At 73.3% G+C, this 16220-nt stretch carries 14 protein-coding genes; 7 read left to right on the top strand and 7 right to left on the bottom strand.

What is annotated here, in order from left to right:
- Positions 1-32 precede the first annotated feature (32 nt).
- Together B5M43_RS12310 and B5M43_RS12305 are read left to right on the top strand one after the other, a co-directional pair.
- Entirely contained in the window at positions 33-1256 is a 1224-nt protein-coding gene (locus B5M43_RS12310) for a sensor histidine kinase (RefSeq protein ID WP_230668042.1), read from the top strand.
- Positions 1253-1888, top strand: coding sequence for a response regulator transcription factor (locus B5M43_RS12305; protein WP_055992053.1), 636 nt, complete (start codon positions 1253-1255; stop codon positions 1886-1888). Before B5M43_RS12310 ends, B5M43_RS12305 begins: the two co-directional genes overlap by 4 nt.
- Before the next feature lie 51 nt (positions 1889-1939).
- Here the strand turns inward: B5M43_RS12305 and katG are convergent, their stop codons facing one another.
- Complete coding sequence (katG, locus tag B5M43_RS12300; RefSeq protein ID WP_134746150.1) at positions 1940-4030, bottom strand: catalase/peroxidase HPI; 2091 nt, start codon at positions 4028-4030, stop codon at positions 1940-1942.
- Positions 4031-4225: 195 nt separating this feature from the next.
- Positions 4226-4672, bottom strand: coding sequence for a Fur family transcriptional regulator (locus tag B5M43_RS12295; protein WP_134746149.1), 447 nt, complete (start codon positions 4670-4672; stop codon positions 4226-4228).
- A 297-nt stretch (positions 4673-4969) separates the two neighbouring features.
- Here B5M43_RS12295 and B5M43_RS12290 point away from each other — a divergent pair, with 297 nt between their 5' ends.
- A complete protein-coding gene (locus B5M43_RS12290; protein WP_055992493.1) occupies positions 4970-5773 on the top strand; it encodes an ABC transporter ATP-binding protein in 804 nt (267 codons plus the stop codon).
- Complete coding sequence (locus tag B5M43_RS12285; protein WP_134746140.1) at positions 5770-7230, top strand: ABC transporter permease; 1461 nt, start codon at positions 5770-5772, stop codon at positions 7228-7230. Before B5M43_RS12290 ends, B5M43_RS12285 begins: the two co-directional genes overlap by 4 nt.
- A 169-nt stretch (positions 7231-7399) precedes the next feature.
- Here B5M43_RS12285 and B5M43_RS12280 read toward each other — a convergent pair whose 3' ends face one another.
- Positions 7400-7897: a GNAT family N-acetyltransferase gene (locus B5M43_RS12280; RefSeq protein ID WP_134746139.1), complete on the bottom strand. Its 498-nt coding sequence runs from the start codon at positions 7895-7897 to the stop codon at positions 7400-7402.
- Entirely contained in the window at positions 7890-8408 is a 519-nt protein-coding gene (locus tag B5M43_RS12275; protein ID WP_055992063.1) for a hypothetical protein, read from the bottom strand. The genes B5M43_RS12280 and B5M43_RS12275 overlap by 8 nt, the downstream gene beginning before the upstream one ends.
- Before the next feature lie 165 nt (positions 8409-8573).
- Between B5M43_RS12275 and B5M43_RS12270 the strand changes: the two genes are divergently transcribed.
- Positions 8574-9215, top strand: a complete 642-nt coding sequence (locus B5M43_RS12270; protein WP_230668041.1) for a 2-phosphosulfolactate phosphatase — start codon at positions 8574-8576, stop codon at positions 9213-9215.
- Positions 9216-9415: 200 nt separating this feature from the next.
- Here the strand turns inward: B5M43_RS12270 and B5M43_RS12265 are convergent, their stop codons facing one another.
- The gene (locus B5M43_RS12265) at positions 9416-10828 is read right to left on the bottom strand and encodes a cation:dicarboxylate symporter family transporter (RefSeq protein WP_230668040.1); all 1413 of its coding nucleotides are present in this window, start codon (positions 10826-10828) and stop codon (positions 9416-9418) included.
- Between the two features lie 180 nt (positions 10829-11008).
- On the opposite strand from B5M43_RS12265, the gene B5M43_RS12260 reads away from it, so the two are divergent.
- Positions 11009-12727 carry a sensor histidine kinase gene (locus tag B5M43_RS12260; protein WP_055992067.1) on the top strand — a complete coding sequence of 573 codons (1719 nt, stop codon included), beginning with the start codon at positions 11009-11011 and terminating at the stop codon, positions 12725-12727.
- Complete coding sequence (locus B5M43_RS12255; protein WP_134746137.1) at positions 12724-13416, top strand: response regulator; 693 nt, start codon at positions 12724-12726, stop codon at positions 13414-13416. Before B5M43_RS12260 ends, B5M43_RS12255 begins: the two co-directional genes overlap by 4 nt.
- Before the next feature lie 256 nt (positions 13417-13672).
- Here the strand turns inward: B5M43_RS12255 and B5M43_RS12250 are convergent, their stop codons facing one another.
- Together B5M43_RS12250 and B5M43_RS12245 are read right to left on the bottom strand one after the other, a co-directional pair.
- Positions 13673-14854 (bottom strand): acyl-CoA dehydrogenase family protein, encoded by a 1182-nt coding sequence (locus B5M43_RS12250; protein ID WP_230668039.1) that lies wholly within the window; start codon positions 14852-14854, stop codon positions 13673-13675.
- Positions 14851-16218: an LLM class flavin-dependent oxidoreductase gene (locus B5M43_RS12245; RefSeq protein WP_134746136.1), complete on the bottom strand. Its 1368-nt coding sequence runs from the start codon at positions 16216-16218 to the stop codon at positions 14851-14853. The genes B5M43_RS12250 and B5M43_RS12245 overlap by 4 nt, the downstream gene beginning before the upstream one ends.
- Positions 16219-16220: the final 2 nt, after the last annotated feature.

Raw genomic sequence — 16220 nt, 5'->3', positions numbered from 1 at the left:
GACCGTCGCCCCGGGACCGTACGGTGAGACGGATGGATGCGCGCGCGACGACCGAGGGGCTCCGGATGCCCCGGGGCTGGATCCGGGACGTCTCGCCCGGGCAGTGGCTCATCGACTCCGTGCTCGGCGCGGTCTTCGCGCTCGCGTCCCTCGCATGGCGCGGGCTGTACGGCGACATGTCGCCCGCGTGGTTCTTCCTCGTGGTCGCGTCGATGGTCGCCGCGCTCATGCTGAGCCGGGTGTCGCCACCGCTCGCCCTCGCGGTCGCGTGGGGCGGCGCGATCCTGCAGATGCTCGCGGGCCTGCAGCCGACGTTCGCGAACACGGCGATCTTCGTGGTGCTGTTCGCGACCGCGGCCTACGGCACGAGGGCCGTGTACTGGGCCGGCTTCGCCTCGGCGTTCGTCGGCGCCTTCACGATCGTCGCCTACCTGTACGGGGTCGCGTGGACGTCCCCGGACGTGCCGGGCCTGCTGTGGGACCGCCTCACCGCGGGCGTGCTGATGTTCGTGGCCGCGCTGTTCGCGCTGCTGCTGTCGTGGACGCTCGGCGCCCTCTACCGCTCGGTCGTGCGGGCGCGCGAGGGGCGCCTCGCCCAGCGCCATGCCGAGGAGCGCGCCGCCGCCGAGGAGGAGCGGGGCCGCATCGCGCGCGACATGCACGACGTCGTGGCGCACTCGCTCGCGGTCGTGATCGCGCAGGCCGACGGTGCGCGCTACGCGGCCGCGTCCGATCCGGATGCGGCGACGGCCGCGCTCGGCACCATCAGCCAGACGGCGCGGGCCGCGCTGTCGGACGTGCGGCTGCTGCTGACCCAGCTGCGCCACGGTCAGTTCGGGTCGGGCGGCGAGGCGGAGGGGCCGCAGCCGACGCTCGCCGACCTCGAGGGCCTGTACGCGCAGGTGCGCGCGGCCGGCGTGGACCTGCGCGTCGACGTCGATCCGGCGCCGCCCGGCACGCCGCCCGCGTCGGCGCAGCTCGCGGTGTACCGCATCCTGCAGGAGGCGCTCACGAACGCGCTGCGCCACGGCGACGGCGGGCCGGTCGACGTCGCGCTCGCGTGGCTCCCGGACCGCGTCGAGCTGATGGTCCGCAACGGCGTCCGCCCGGACGCGCGCCCGTCCGAGCCCGGCGGGCACGGCCTGATCGGCATGCGCGAGCGCGCGCAGCTGGTCGGCGGACGTCTCGACGCCGGCGCCGACGCCGGCGTCTTCACCGTGCGGGCCGTGCTTCCCGTGGAGAGGAGATCGGCATGATCCGCGTCGTGCTCGTGGACGACCAGGCGCTGTTCCGCGCCGGCATCCGGATGCTGGTCGCGTCGCAGCCCGACCTCGAGGTCGTGGGCGAGGCGGGGGACGGGCGCGAGGCGCTCGCCGTCGTCCGCGCGTCGCGTCCCGACGTGATCCTCATGGACATCCGGATGCCCGTCATGGACGGCCTCGCCGCGACCGCGGAGCTGCTGAAGGACCCGGATCCGGCGAAGGTCGTGATGCTCACGACGTTCGACCTGGACGAGGCGGCCGCCCGCGCCATCCGGCAGGGCGCATCCGGGTTCCTGCTCAAGGACGCCGAGCCGGAGTTCCTGCTCGCGGCGATCCGCACGGTCCACGCCGGCTCGAGCGTGATCGCCGCCGCCGCGACCCGCGACCTGTTCGCCCACTTCGCGGAGGCGCCGCGCCCCGTGCCTCCGGCCTACGGCGACCTGACCGAGCGCGAGCGGGAGATCTTCGCGCTCGCCGCGCGCGGCCTCAGCAACGCCGAGATCGCGGCACGCGAGTTCCTCAGCGAGGCCACGGTCAAGACCCACATCAGCCGCATCCTCACCAAGCTCGCCCTCCGCGACCGCGTGCAGCTCGTCGTCTTCGCCTTCGAGCACGGGCTCGCCTGAAAACGACGAAGCCGCCCCCTCGGATGAGGGAGCGGCTCCGTGTGAGGAGGGTTACTTCTTGAGGTCGAAGCGGTCGTTCTCCATGACCTTGACCCAGGCGGCGACGAAGTCCTGGACGAACTTCTCCTTCGCGTCGTCCGAGGCGTAGACCTCGGCGAGCGCGCGCAGCTCCGAGTTGGCGCCGAACACCAGGTCGACGCGCGAGCCGGTCAGGCCCGTGTTCGACGTGAAGGTCTGGGCGTCCTCCGACGGGGTCCACTCGATGCCGAGCTCGAGCAGGTTGACGAAGAAGTCGTTCGTCAGCGCGCCCGGGCGGTCGGTGAAGACGCCGAGGTCCGAGCCGTCCCAGTTGTTGCCGAGCACGCGCAGGCCGCCGACCAGCACGGTCATCTGCGGCGCCGAGACGCCCAGGTGGTTGGCGCGGTCGAGCAGCAGGTACTCGCTCGGCAGCTTCAGGAAGCCGCTGTCGTAGTTGCGGAAGCCGTCGGCCACCGGCTCGAGCCACGCGAACTGCTCGGGGTCGGTCTGCTCCTGCGTCGCGTCGACGCGGCCGGGGGTGAAGGGCACCTCGACCTCGACGCCGCCGGCCTGCGCGGCCTGCTCGACTCCCACGTTGCCCGCGAGCACGACCACGTCGGCGAACGACAGGCCGGACTCCGCCGCGACGCCCTCGAGGACGGTCAGCACGGGCTTCAGCTGCTCGGGGCGGTTGACCTTCCAGTTCACCTGCGGCTCGAGGCGAATGCGGCCGCCGTTCGCGCCGCCGCGCTTGTCGGAGCTGCGGAACGTCGCAGCCGCCTTCCACGCGGTCGAGACGAGCTCCTGCACGCTGAGGCCCGACTCCAGGATGAGCTGCTTCGCCTTGGCGATGTCGGCCGGCAGGGTCGAGCCGCCGTTCGCGGGCAGCGGGTCCTGCCAGATGAGGTCCTCGGCGGGCACCTCGGGGCCGAGGTAGCGCGCCTTGGGGCCCATGTCGCGGTGGGTCAGCTTGAACCACGCGCGGGCGAACGCGTCGGTGAACGCGGCCTGGTCGTCCTTGAAGCGGCGCGAGATCTTCTCGTACTCCGGGTCGAAGCGCAGGGCCAGGTCGCTCGTGAGCATGCGCGGCTCGCGCTTGCCGTCCGAGTGCGCCATCGGCACCATGTCGGCGCCCGCGCCGTCCTTCGGCCTCCACTGCTTGGCGCCGGCGGGCGACTCCATGAGCTCCCACTCGTACGCGAACAGGATGTGGAAGAACTCGTTGTCCCAGCGCGTCGGGTGGTAGGTCCACGTCACCTCGAGGCCCGACGTGACCGTGTCGTCGCCCTTGCCGGTGCCGTAGCCGTTCTTCCAGCCGAGGCCCTGGTTCTCGAGCGGGGCGGCTTCGGGGTCCGGGCCGAGCTTGTCGTCCGGGTGGGCGCCGTGCGTCTTGCCGAACGTGTGGCCGCCGGCGATCAGCGCGACGGTCTCCTCGTCGTTCATGCCCATGCGGCGGAACGTCTCGCGGATGTCGCGGGCCGACGCGAGCGGGTCGGGGTTGCCGTTGGGGCCCTCCGGGTTGACGTAGATGAGGCCCATCTGCACGGCCGCGAGCGGCGCCTCGAGCTCACGGTCGCCCGTGTAGCGCTCGTCGTCCAGCCAGACCTTCTCGGGGCCCCAGTACACGTCGTCGTCGGCCTCCCAGACGTCCGGGCGTCCGCCGGCGAAGCCGAAGGTGGGGAAGCCCATGGTCTCGAGCGCGACGTTGCCGGCCAGGATGAACAGGTCGGCCCACGAGATCTTCTGGCCGTACTTCTTCTTGACGGGCCACAGCAGGCGGCGCGCCTTGTCGAGGTTGCCGTTGTCGGGCCACGAGTTCAGCGGGGCGAAGCGCTGCTGGCCGGCGCCGGCGCCGCCGCGGCCGTCGTGCGAGCGGTAGGTGCCCGCCGCATGCCAGGCCATGCGGATCATGAACGGGCCGTAGTGGCCGAAGTCCGCGGGCCACCAGTCCTTCGACTCGGTCATGACCGCCGCGAGGTCGGCCTTCACGGCCGCCAGGTCGAGGCTGTTGAACGCCTCGGCGTAGTCGAAGTCCTCGCCCAGCGGGTTCGCCACGGCGGGGTTCTTCGCGAGGATCTTGAGGTTCAGCTTCTCGGGCCACCACTCGGCGTTGGCGGAGCCCATGGTCGGGTGGACGCGCTTGCCGGGGACGTCGGTCGCGCTGGGGCCGGTGCCCGGGAGGGCGGGTTCGCTGTCGACGGCCGCGGGCTGGACGGTGCCGGCGGGAGCCGATCCGGAGGATCCGCTGTCGTAGCCGAAGGGGCAGGAGCCGGTGCTCTCGGTCATTGTCGCCTTTCGTGGTGGATGGGACGGAACGGGTCAGGGGAGATCTGCGGACTCCGGGGGCGCGGCCTGGCATGACGCGCACAGCCCCCAGAAGATGAACTCGGCCTCGTCGATCGCGAAGCCGTGGTCGTCGGCCGGCACGGCGCACGGCGCGGAGCCGACCGCGCAGTCGACGTCGACGATGAGGCCGCACGAGCGGCACACGAGGTGGTGGTGGTTGTCGCCGACGCGGGACTCGTAGCGCGCGACCATGCCGTGCGGCTGGATGCGGCGCACCAGGCCCGCGCGGGTGAGCGCGTGCAGCGAGTCGTAGACGGCCTGGTGCGACACGGCGGGGAGCTTCTCGCGCACGACCCGGATGACCGTGTCGGTGTCGGCGTGCGCCGCCGTCTGCACGGCCTCGAGCGTCGCGAGCCGCGGCGCCGTGACGCGCAGGGAGGCCGCGCGGAGGGCCTCCTCCGGGGTGGCGTGCGCATGCATCACGGGATCACCGCCTTCCAGTCTTGAATGATTCAAAACTAGCTGCGGACGGGCGCCCTGTAAACCGCGCGGCGTGTCCCGGCGTGTCGCCGCGCGCCCGCCATCCGGACACAACGCAGGACCTGTCGCGCCTCCCGGGCGTGTCGACCGCGGAAATCCGCGCCCGGCGCACCGGACGCCGCGATCCGCTCCTGCGTTGTGTCGACGGAGGGGGCCCCGAGGATCATCCCCGCGATGTACGCGGATGCCCCCGCCGGCCGATCCGCCGCCCCCGTCCCGCTCCGTAGCGTCGCCGGTATGGAGATCACGACCACGGACCTCGGCCTCGCCGCCCGCGTCCAGAACCTCAGCAAGACCTACGGCGCGGGCGACGGCGTGGTGCGCGCCCTCGACGACGTCAGCGTCGGCATCCGGCGCGGTCAGTTCACCGCGATCATGGGCCCCAGCGGCTCGGGCAAGTCGACCCTGATGCACATCATGGCGGGCCTGGATGCGCCCAGCGCCGGCCGCGCCTGGATCGGCGACACCGAGATCACGGTCCTGCGCGACACCGAGCTGACGCTGCTGCGCCGCCGCCGCGTCGGCTTCGTGTTCCAGTCGTTCAACCTCGTTCCGACGCTCGACGTGCGCGGCAACATCCTGCTGCCGTTCGACCTCGACGGGCGGCGGCCTTCGCCCGCGGAGCGGGCCCGGATCGACGGGCTGATCGAGTCGCTGGGCCTCGGCCCGCGCCTCGGCCACCGGCCGCACGAGCTCAGCGGCGGCCAGCAGCAGCGCGTGGCGATCGCCCGCGCCCTCGCCACGGCGCCCGACCTGGTGTTCGCGGACGAGCCCACGGGCAACCTCGACTCCCGCACCGGCCGCGAGGTGCTCGCGCTGCTGGCGACCGCGAGCCGCGAGCACGGGCAGAGCATCGCGATGGTCACGCACGACCCGATCGCCGCGAGCCACGCCGACCGCGTGCTGTTCCTCGCGGACGGCCGCATCGCGGCCGACAAGCCCCGCCAGACCGCCGAGCAGATCTCGGCCCACATGCTCTCGGCCGAGGCGGCCCCCGTCGCGGCGGCGGTGCCGGCGGTTGCGTCGGCGGTGGCGCGATGAGCGCCGCGATCGCCACCGTCGTCCCGGACACCTCGGCCACGGCTCCGCGCGCCGCCGGCCTGGCGTTCCTGCGCGAGCGGGGCATGGGGGCGAGCATCCTGGTCGCGGCGCTGTCGAGCGCGTTCGGAGTGCTGCTCCTCAGCGCGACCGGATTCCTCGGCGCCCTGCTCGCGACCGACCCGTACATCGGCGATTCCGAGACGCTGCTCATCGTGATCGCGATCCTCAGCGGGATCCTGCTTCTGCTGGCGCTGTACGTGGCCGCGATCGTGACGGCCAACACGTTCTCGACGATCGTCGCGGGCCGCACGCGGCGGATCGCCCTGATGCGGTTGATCGGCGCGACCGCGCGCTCGCAGCGCGTGGAGGTCGCCCGCCAGGGCCTGGTCGTGGGCGCGATCGGCGCGGCGCTCGGCCTCGCCGTCGGCGTCGCGCTCGCCGCGGGCGGCGTCGCGGTGGCGACCGCGGTCATCCGAGACACCGGATACGAGGTCGCGCAGGCGTGGCTGCTTGTGCCGGCCGCGATCGTGACGCTCACGACGTGGGCCGCCGCGTGGGTGGGCTCGCGCCGCGTGCTCACGGTGACGCCGCTGCAGGCGCTCGGCGGATCGGTCGAGCGCGCGCACGACGAGTTCTCGCGGCCCGCGCGCAACGTCCCGGCGGCGGTGCTGGTCGGCGCCGGCACGCTGCTGCTCGTCGGCGGCGTCGTGCTCGGCGCCGTGACGCCCCTCGGCGTGCTCCCGGCGTTCCTCGGCGGCCTGCTGTCGTTCACGGGCCTGGTGGTCGGATCCACCGTCGTGATGCCGCCCGTGCTGCGGCTCGTGGGGCGGGCGTTCGGCGACTCGGCCGTCGCCCGGCTCGCGGCCGACAACGCGCTGCGGTACCCCGGGCGCACCAGCCGGATGGGCATCGGCGTCACGGTCGGCGTGACCCTCGTGACGATGTTCGCCGTGGCGGCGGAGAGCGCGCAGGCCGTGCTCGCGGCCAACTCGCAGGGGCTCGACCTCGGCCGCATCCCGGTGCTCGACCAGTTCGCCGCCGTGATGATGGTGCTCGTCGGCGTCTCGGCCGTGATCGCCGCCGTGGGTCTGGTGAACCTGCTCACGATCGGCGTCGTCCAGCGCCGCCGCGAGCTGGGCCTGCTGCGCGCTCTCGGCCTGTCCAACGCGCAGATCCGACGGATGGTGCTGCTCGAGGCCACGCACATCACGCTCGCGTCGGTCGCGCTCGGGCTCGTGCTCGGGGTGTTCTACGGCTGGGTGGGCGCGCAGTCCGTGCTCGGCTCCGTGTCGCTGGTCGTGGGCGCGCCGGGCGGCGCGATCGTGATGCCCGCCGTGCCGTGGCTGTTCGTGGCGGCGGTGGTCGTCGCGGCGGCCGCGCTCACACTCGTGGCGGCGGTCGTCCCGACGCGCCTCGCGACCCGCGTGGTCCCGGTCGAGGCGCTGCACGCCGAGTGAGGCTCCGCGCGCCGGATGCGTCGGGCATCCGGCGCGCGGCCGTCACTGTCTCCGACACAACGCAGGACTTCTCGCGCATCCCGGGCGTGTTCGGCCTGTTCTCGGGCCCGACACGCCGTCACCCCCGCCCAGGTCCTGCGTTGTGTCGCACGGACGGGCGCGTGACCGCTCAGATGCCGCGGACCATCCGGAGCTCGTGCAGCGTGACGCCGCCGACCTCGTCGTCCTTGCGGGCGCCGTCCAGCGCGAAGCCGATCTTCTCGTAGAACCGGATGGCGCGGGCGTTGCCCTCGAGCGCCCACAGGAACGCGGGCAGCTCGCCGAGGGCCGCGTCGGCCAGCAGTGCACCGGCGCCTGAGCCGTGCCGCTTCGGGTGCACGTACAGGGCCCACAGCTCGAGCGGCCAGGGCGGGTCGTCGCCCCGCGCCGGTCCCGACGAGCTGAAGCCGATCACCTCGTCGCCCTCGATGGCAACCCACGTCCGCCCCTGCTGGTCGAGGCCCTCCAGGATGGCGCGCCAGCGCGTGGTGCGGGCCGCGATGTCGAGCGAGTCCAGCACCGCCTGCTGCACGAGCCCCGCGTACGCGATCTGCCAGGTGCGGACGTGCACCCTCGCCAGGCCCTCGGCGTCGTCCGGCAGCGCCCGCCGGACGGCGATCTCACTCATCCGCGGCGTCCGGCTCGACCGGCTCCCCGTCGTACGCCCAGGTCGGGGCGAGGCGCTTCAGGCGCGCGCCGCGCCACTGCCACACGGCCCACAGGGCCGGCCACAGGAGCGGCGCGACCGCCCCGCGGATCACGAGGCGCTCGCGCCACAGCGTGCGCGACGGGTCGCCGGGCAGCGGCGCGACGGCCATCTGGTGGTCCCACGCGTCGAGGCCGGCGAGCGGGCCCGTCAGTGGGATGCCGGCGTCGCGCAGGATCCGCACGGGGCCGTTCGCGTCGGTCTTCGTCCGGTCGCGCATCGAGATCAGGTGCGCGCCGAGCCCGAGGCCCGCGGTCGAGTAGCGCACCGGGGCGTCCGAGCCGTGCTCCCACCGGACCGGCAGGCCGTCGGCCGCCATCGCCTCCACCCGCAGCAGGGGGCCGTAGAGCTCGGCGAGCGCGGCCGGCGAGTGCAGCGCGCGCCACGCTGCATCCGCATCGATGTCGAGCACCAGCTTCTGCAGGATCCGCATGCCGCCACTCTGGCATCCGCCCCCGCGTCGCGTCATCCCCGAATCCATGTCTCACTTCAACGCGGAATCCGGCCCCGATTCCGCGCCGAAGTGAGACACGGGTGCGGATGACGCCCCGCGACACACGGGATCGGCCGGCTTCGGATGCGCCCTACGCTGGGATCCGTGAGCTCGCCGTTCGATCAGTCCAGCTACCAGGTCCGCCTCGACTGGGGCCTCGAGGGGCTCCGTCGCCTCGCGCCCGCCGACGTGTACGTCGTCGTGGACGTCATCCGGTTCGCCTCCAACGCGGCCGCGACCGTCGCCGAGGGCGGCGAGGTCGTCGTCGCCGAGTCGCGGTGCCCCAACGGCGGCGCGATCTCGCGGGAGCTGGCCGAGCTGCCGCCGCGCGAGGACGGCGAGCGCCCGCTCGTCCTGGCGGCCGCGCTGCGCAACACCTCGGCCGTCGCGCGCGCGATCAAGGCCGAGCAGGAGCGCCGCAGCGCCCGCACCAGCATCGCGGTCATCGCCGCCGGCGAGCGCACGCCCGAGGGCGACCTGCGCTTCGCGGTCGAGGACCACCTCGGCGCGGGCGCCGTGATCGACGCGCTCACCCCGCTCGGGATCGACCATTCGTCGCCCGAGGCCGTGGCCGCCGCGGAGTCGTTCGCCGCGCTGCGCCGCGCCGTCAAGCACCTGCTCACGGCGAGCGGCTCCGGCCGCGAGCTCGAGGGCGACCCGCGGCACGAGCAGGTCCGCGCCGCAGCCAAGGTCGACGACCTCGACGCGGTCCCGGTCCTGCGCGACGGGGTGTATCGGGCGCTCTGAGGCCCCCGCCGTGCTCGTTGAGCGACGAGCGCCAGCGAGGAGTCGAAACGCGGCCGAGCTTCCCGACCGGTCGGGAGCCGCGGCGCCGTTTCGACTCGCTTCGCTCCACGCTCGCTGCGCTCGCACGACGGTCGACCTCCTCATACATGCCGATGGCGGCGGTCCCCCCGGACCGCCGCCATCGTCCCCCTCGCGTCGGATCAGCGCCGCGACGCCCCCGTGGGGATGGGCGCCGAGATGGGCGACGGGCCCTGGCCGTCCTCCGGCAGCTCCAGCAGCGAGTCCTCGATCCGGCCCTCGGGCACCTCGCCGTGGCCGTCGCCGACCATGGTGCGCTCGTCGAACGGCAGGTCGCCGCGCAGCACCTCGAGCGCGCGGTCGCGGTCGAACTCCTTGGTCCATGCGCCGATCACCACGGCGGCCACGGCGTTGCCGGTGAAGTTGGTCAGCGCGCGGGCCTCCGACATGAAGCGGTCGATGCCCGTGATCATGCCGACGCCGTCGACCAGGTCGGGGCGGTAGGTCTGCAGGCCGCCGGCCAGCGTCGCCAGGCCCGCGCCGGTCACGCCCGCGGCGCCCTTCGACGCGATGATCATGAAGACCAGCAGGCCGATCTGCTCGGGCACCGTGAGCGGCGTGCCCATCGCGGTCGCGATGAACAGCGACGCCATGGTCAGGTAGATCGCCGTGCCGTCGAGGTTGAACGAGTAGCCGGTCGGCACCGTGATGCCGGCCACGGGCTTCGAGACGCCGACGTGCTCCATCTTGGCGATCAGGCGCGGCAGCGCCGACTCGCTCGACGAGGTGCTCACGATCAGCAGGTACTCGCGGCCGAGGTACTTCATGAGCGAGAAGATGTTGATCCGCGCCGCGAACCACAGCACCGCCGCCAGCACGACGCCGATGAACAGGATGCACGTCACGTAGAAGCCGACCATCAGGGTCGCGAGCGAGACGACCGCGCCCCATCCGGTCGCGCCGACGACGCCGGCGATCGCTCCGAACGCGCCGATCGGGGCCACCCACAGCACCATCGTCAGCACGCGGAAGACCACGGTCTGGAACGACCGGATGGCGTCGAGCACCGGCTCGCCGCGCGAGCCCAGCTGCTGCAGCGCGAAGCCGACCAGGAGCGACACGAACAGCACCTGCAGCACCGACTCGCCCACGAGCGGCGACACCAGCGTGGTCGGGATGATGCCCAGGATGAAGTCGGTCGTCGACTGCGCCTCGCCCTCGACCTCGTATCCCGTGTTGCCGAGCTGCAGGCCCTCGCCCGGGTGCAGGATGTTGCCGACCACCAGGCCGATCAGCAGGGCGAAGGTCGACATCACCAGGAAGTAGGCCAGCGCGAGCCCGCCGACCTTGCCGACCGTGGCGGCCTTGGCGATCGAGCCGATGCCGAGCACGATCGTGCAGAAGATCACCGGCGCGATCATCATCTTGATGAGCGCGACGAAGCCCTTGCCGATCCAGGCCAGCGAGGCGCCGAGCTCGGGCCAGATCAGGCCCACCGCGATGCCGGCCACGACGGCGACGATCACCGCGATGTAGAGCCAGTGCTGCTTGTCGATGCCGCGTGTGCTCTTCGCGGCCGTTGGCGTCATTGCCATGGGGGTCTCCTCGGGTCGGGGCGCCCGCTCCGCCCGGATGGGGCGGATGCACAGCGCCGTCGGCGTGCGCCCCGATCCTCTCGGGACGGCCGCCGCCGTGGATATTTGCGTGCATAGTGTTCTCGGCCGGCACCGGCGCCGACCGGGCGGGGCGGCCGGCGGGCGGTCACAATGGGGAGCATGTCCCGACGCGGCGATCCGGCGGAGGCGGCGCGGCCCATCCGGGAGCGCCGCCGCAGCATCGCGCGCCGGTTCCTGATCGAGTTCGCGCTCGTGCTGCTCGCGGGGGCGGCCGTGGTGTTCGCGGGGCTCGCGTACGACGCCCACACATCGGCCCACGAGCGCGCGGCCGAGACGAGCGCGGATCTCGCCACGACGCTCGCGATCGACCCCACCGTGATCGAGGCGGTCGCCGCGGCGCACGAGCGCGCGGCGAGCGACCGCGACGGCTCGGTCGCCGCGGCGTCGTCCGTGCTGCAGCCGTACGTCGAGGGCATCCTGCGCGCGACCGACGTCGACTACGTCACGATCATGGACACCGACCGCACGCGCTACACGCACGCGAACCCGGAACGGATCGGCGGGCGGTTCCTCGGCACCATCGAGCCCGCTCTGGCGGGCGAGACGTTCACCGAGGTCTACGAGGGCACGCTCGGTCCCTCCGTGCGCGCGGTCACGCCGGTGCGCTCGGGCGGCGACATCGTCGGACTCGTGTCGGCCGGCGTCACGCTGCAGAACGTGACCGACGCGATCCTCGTGCGGCTGCAGCTGGTCGGGCTGTTCACGGTCGTGGTGGTCGGGCTCGGCGCGCTCGCCGCGTGGGGCCTGTTCCGGCGGCTCGACCGCGTGACCGACGGCCGCGACGCCGACGAGCTCGCCCGGCTGTTCGCGGCGCACGAGGCCGTGCTGCACTCGCTCGAGGAGGGGCTGCTCCTGATCGAGCGCCGCCCGGGGGAGCCGCCGCGCGTCGTGCTCGCCAACGACCAGGCGACCCGGATGCTCGACCTCGCGCGCACGCCGCCCTTCGCGGTCGACGACCCCGGGCTGCCGGATGGCGTCCGCGACCTGCTGACGGGCGCCGACCGCGAGGAGGTCGTGCGGCTCGCCGGCCGCGACCTGCTCGTCGCGCGCGACGGGACCGAGCTCGCGGGCCGCGACGCCGACATCCTGACCCTGCGCGACCGCACCGAGCTGCGGCGCGTGACGGGCGAGCTGTCGAGCGTGCGGACGATCTCGGATGCGCTGCGCGCTCAGGCGCACGAGTTCGACAACCGCCTCCACACGATCGCGTCGCTCATCGAGCTCGGCCGGCCCGACGAGGCGCTGCGGTTCGCCGCGTCCGAGCGCGACCTCGGCCAGCGGCTGGCCGACCGGGTGCTGCACGCCGTCGACGAGCCGGTCATCGCGGCGCTCATGCTCGGCAAGGCCGCGCAGGCGCACGAGCGCGCGGTCGAGATGCACTTCGAGACCCACCTCGCCCCGGGCACGCAGGGCCTGCAGCCGGCCGACGTCGTGACCATCCTGGGCAACCTGATCGACAACGCGATCGACGCCGCCGCGCGCCGCGCCGCCCGCACCGGGCAGACCGATGCGTGGGTCGAGGTGTACCTCGCGAGCGCGGACGACGGGTCGCTGGTGTTCCAGGTGACCGACAGCGGCGACGGCGTGCCCGAGGAGGAGCGCGAGCGGATCTTCCGTCGCGGGTACTCGACGAAGGACGCCGAGTCGCAGGCCCACGGCTACGGGCTCACGCTCGTGCGCCAGGTGGTCGAGGGCCTCGGCGGTACGATCGAGGTGACCTCGGCGCCGGGCGGCGGCGCCGTGTTCACGGCGATCCTGCCGGCGCCCGGGGCGCCCGCGATCGGGCCCGTCGCGCAGCCCACGGGGGTCGCGCGATGATCCGCGTGCTGGTGGTCGAGGACGATCCGCGCACCGCCGCCGCGCACGGCGAGTACGTCGGCCGGATCGAGGGCTTCGAGCTGGCGGGCATCGCCCACACCGCGAGCGCCGCCCGCCGAGAGCTGCGCGACGCGGTGGCCCGTGGCGAGCGCATCCACCTTCTGCTGCTCGACCTCAACCTGCCCGACGGGCACGGGCTGACGCTGTGCCGCGAGCTGCGGGCATCCGGCCTGGTGGTCGATGTGATCGCGGTCACCGCCGTGCGCGAGCTCGACGCGGTGCGGCAGGCGGTCGCGGTCGGCGTCGTGCAGTACCTGATCAAGCCGTTCGTGTTCGAGGTGTTCGCCCAGAAGCTCGCGGCGTACCGCGCGTTCTCCGACCGGATGACCGCCCCCGTGTCGACGCTGAGCCAGCGCGAGGTCGATGGCGCGTTCGCGGCGCTGCGCACCTCGAACGCCCCGGGACTGCCCAAGGGACTGTCGGAGGAGACGCTCGACGCCGTGTCGGAGCTGCTCGCCGCGAGCGAGCAGGCCCGCTCGGCCAGCGAGGTCGCCGAGGCGCTCGGCCTCTCCAGGGTCACGGCCCGCCGTTACCTCGAGCACCTCGCCGACCGCGGCGTGGCCGTCCGCGCCCCGCGTCACGGCTCCCGCGGCCGCCCCGAGCTCGAGTACTCCCGGCCGCGCGCGTAGGTGCAGCCGTCCGTCCGCTCCTGCGTTGTGTCGCCCGCCGGGGGTCCCACCCTGTGGTGGTTGAGCGAGGGAGCGGAGCGAGCGAGTCGAAACCCTCGAAGCCGCCGCTGGCGTGTGCCGCCCGGAGGTTCGTCGCGTTTCGACTCCGCTCGCTGGCGCTCGCTCCGCTCAACGACCTTGGGGGTTGGTCCCACCCTGTGGTGGTTGAGCGAGGGAGCGAAGCGACCGAGTCGAAACCCCTGAAGCCGCCGCCGGCTCAGAACCGCGTCGGTCCGACCGTCTCGTAGCGGATCCACGCGTCGAGTGGGCTCCGTCCCGACACCTCCCAGGAGCCGATCGTGCGGGCCTTGAACACCGCCGGGTTGTGGCTCGCGACCACGCGCGCGTTGCGCCAGTGGCGGTCCAGGGCCCTGGTGCGCTCGGTCGCCGACGCGCCGCCGATCTCGAACAGGCGGGTCGCCGCGGCGGGCACCTCGTCGGTCGCCAGCACCTGCGCGCGGTACACGGCGACCTCGGCCCGCTCCAGGAGGCCGCGATCCACGGGCTCTCCCGGCGGGGTCGCCGCGACGGCGGCATCCAGCCCCCGCGCGGCCTCGAGCGTCGCGGCCCGCACGGCGAACGCCGCGGTCGACAGCCGCCCGACCACCTCGAGCACCTGCGGGTCGTCCGCCGGGCGCGCGGTGTTCGCGTGGACGTAGCTGCGCGTGCGCGGGCGGACGAACGCGGCGGCGTCCCGCACGACCTCGTCCGCGATGCCCGCCAGCACGGCCACGAGGTACAGCTGGTAGAAGGCCTGGATGTGCGTCAGCGGCCCCTCGCCGTACACCGCGAAGTCGGCTTCGTCGACGCGCACGCCGTCGAACACGGTCGTCCCGCTCGCCGTCTGGCGCTGGCCGAAGCCGTCCCAGTCGTCGAGCACGCGGACGCCGGTGGCGTCGGTCGGGACCGCGAACGTGACCCGCCGCCCGTCGCGCGCGGCGGCGAGGTACACCCAGTCGGAGTACGCCGTGCCCGTGGAGTAGAACTTGCGCCCGTCGAGCCGCCAGCCCTCGTCGTCCTCCGTCACGGCGGTGCTGATGTCGGCCAGCGTCGTGCCGCTGAGCTCGCTCGTGGCGTTGCCGACCAGCGCGCCCCCGGCGATCCGCCGGATCCACTCGTCGCGGTCGGAGCCCGGCGCCCGCCGCAGCACGAGCTCCACGAAGCCGAAGTGACTGCGCAGCAGGTGCCCCACGTTGGAGTCCGCGGCCGAGAGCGCGATCACCAGCTCGATCGTGTCGGCGATCGACGCGCCGCCCGCCTCGGGCAGCCGGACCGCCCCGATCCCCGCGTCCGCCAGCGACCGCACGACGTCGTGCGGAGCGGCATCCGCGAGCTCCCGCTCGACCGCTCCCTCGCGGACCTCGTCGATCAGCGGCGCGAAGCGCTCTACGAGGCTCACGAGAACGCCCTCCGCCAGCGGCGCGCGGGATGGCGATCCGGCAGCTGGTCGTGGCCGAAGAGCTTGCGCCGCAGCGTGCCCTCCGCGTACTCGCGCTGCACGAGGCCGCGATCCTGCAGCGTGGGCACGACGTGGTCCACGAACTCCTCGTAGCTGCCCGGCAGCCACCAGTTCATGACGTTGATGCCGTCGACGCCGATGTCCTGCCACTGCTCGAGCTCGTCGGCGATCTGCTCGGGGGTGCCGACGACCCGCGCCCGCAGCTTCGCCGACAGTCCCGCGAGATCCCGGATCGTCGGCTCGCGGTCCGGGGACGCCTCGCGCAGCCACTGCAGGTGCGACTGGCCCAACTGCGTCTTGACCTGCGACAGGGGAGTGTCGGGATCCAGCGCGGCGCCCGTCTCCGGGTCGTAGCCGAGGTTCGAGTGCAGCAGGAACCCGTCGGGCGACAGCAGCTCGTCGATCTCGGCGGAGCGGCGCCTGGCCTCCTCCTCGGTCGACCCGATCACGAACGTGAGGCCCAGGAAGAACAGCAGGTCCTCGGGCAGGCGCCCGGCCGCCGCGACGTCGGCGCGCGTCGACGCGATCAGCTCGGCGGTCTTCTCGCGCGTGGATGTCAGGATGAACTGCGCCTCCGCGTTGCGCGCCGCGAACGCCCGTCCGGCCGGCGACGAGCCCGCCTGGAACAGCACGGGCGTGCGCTGGGGCGAGGGCTTCGACAGGTGCGGCCCGGCGACCCGGTAGCGCTGCCCGACGTGGTCGATCCGGTGGATGCCGGACGCGTCCGACACGACGCCCGCCGCCTTGTCGGCGCGGAACGCGTCGTCGTCCCACGAGCCCTCCCAGAGTTTGGCGACGACGTCGACGTACTCCTGCGCCCACGCGTAGCGCTCGTCGTGCTCCTCGAGCCGGTCGTGGCCGAAGTTGCGCGCGGCGCCGTCGAGCGCGCTCGTGACGATGTTCCATCCGATCCGGCCGCGCGACAGGTGGTCCAGCGTCGACACGCGCCGCGCGAACTCGAACGGATGCGCCTGAAGCACCGAGCTCGTGAACGCCAGCCCGAGGTGCTCGGTGTGGGTCGCCAGCGCCGCGGCCAGGATCGACGGATCGGCGTTGGGCACCTGCAGGCCCTCGCGCGCGTTCACGGTGTAGTCGCCGTCGGCCGGGCCGTACAGGCCCACCACATCCGCGAAGAACAGGGTGTCGAACCGGCCGCGCTCGAGCGTCTTCGCCAGGTCGATCCACATCCGCACGTCGTCGAACTCGTGCTGGCGCGCCTCGGGGTGACGCCACAGCCCGTGCTGGATGTGCGAGACCGTGTCCATCACGAACGCGGCGAGACGGAGCGGCGGGCGAACGGGCATGA

It is taken from the genome of Microbacterium sp. MEC084 (assembly GCF_004514465.2).
GTDB lineage: Bacteria > Actinomycetota > Actinomycetes > Actinomycetales > Microbacteriaceae > Microbacterium.
This window is presented reverse-complemented; position numbering and strand designations above follow the sequence as displayed.

Coding starts and splice junctions, on each gene's coding strand:
- B5M43_RS12245 (WP_134746136.1), bottom strand. CDS start 16,218: ATGCCCGTTCGCCCGCCGCTCCGTCTCGCCGCGTTCGTGATGGACACG.
- katG (WP_134746150.1), bottom strand. CDS start 4,030: ATGGGCTCCGCCAACGCCGAGTGGTGGCCCGAGAAGCTGAACCTCAAG.
- B5M43_RS12305 (WP_055992053.1), top strand. CDS start 1,253: ATGATCCGCGTCGTGCTCGTGGACGACCAGGCGCTGTTCCGCGCCGGC.
- B5M43_RS12260 (WP_055992067.1), top strand. CDS start 11,009: ATGTCCCGACGCGGCGATCCGGCGGAGGCGGCGCGGCCCATCCGGGAG.
- B5M43_RS12275 (WP_055992063.1), bottom strand. CDS start 8,408: ATGCGGATCCTGCAGAAGCTGGTGCTCGACATCGATGCGGATGCAGCG.
- B5M43_RS12265 (WP_230668040.1), bottom strand. CDS start 10,828: ATGGCAATGACGCCAACGGCCGCGAAGAGCACACGCGGCATCGACAAG.
- B5M43_RS12310 (WP_230668042.1), top strand. CDS start 33: ATGGATGCGCGCGCGACGACCGAGGGGCTCCGGATGCCCCGGGGCTGG.
- B5M43_RS12290 (WP_055992493.1), top strand. CDS start 4,970: ATGGAGATCACGACCACGGACCTCGGCCTCGCCGCCCGCGTCCAGAAC.
- B5M43_RS12295 (WP_134746149.1), bottom strand. CDS start 4,672: ATGCATGCGCACGCCACCCCGGAGGAGGCCCTCCGCGCGGCCTCCCTG.
- B5M43_RS12285 (WP_134746140.1), top strand. CDS start 5,770: ATGAGCGCCGCGATCGCCACCGTCGTCCCGGACACCTCGGCCACGGCT.
- B5M43_RS12255 (WP_134746137.1), top strand. CDS start 12,724: ATGATCCGCGTGCTGGTGGTCGAGGACGATCCGCGCACCGCCGCCGCG.
- B5M43_RS12280 (WP_134746139.1), bottom strand. CDS start 7,897: ATGAGTGAGATCGCCGTCCGGCGGGCGCTGCCGGACGACGCCGAGGGC.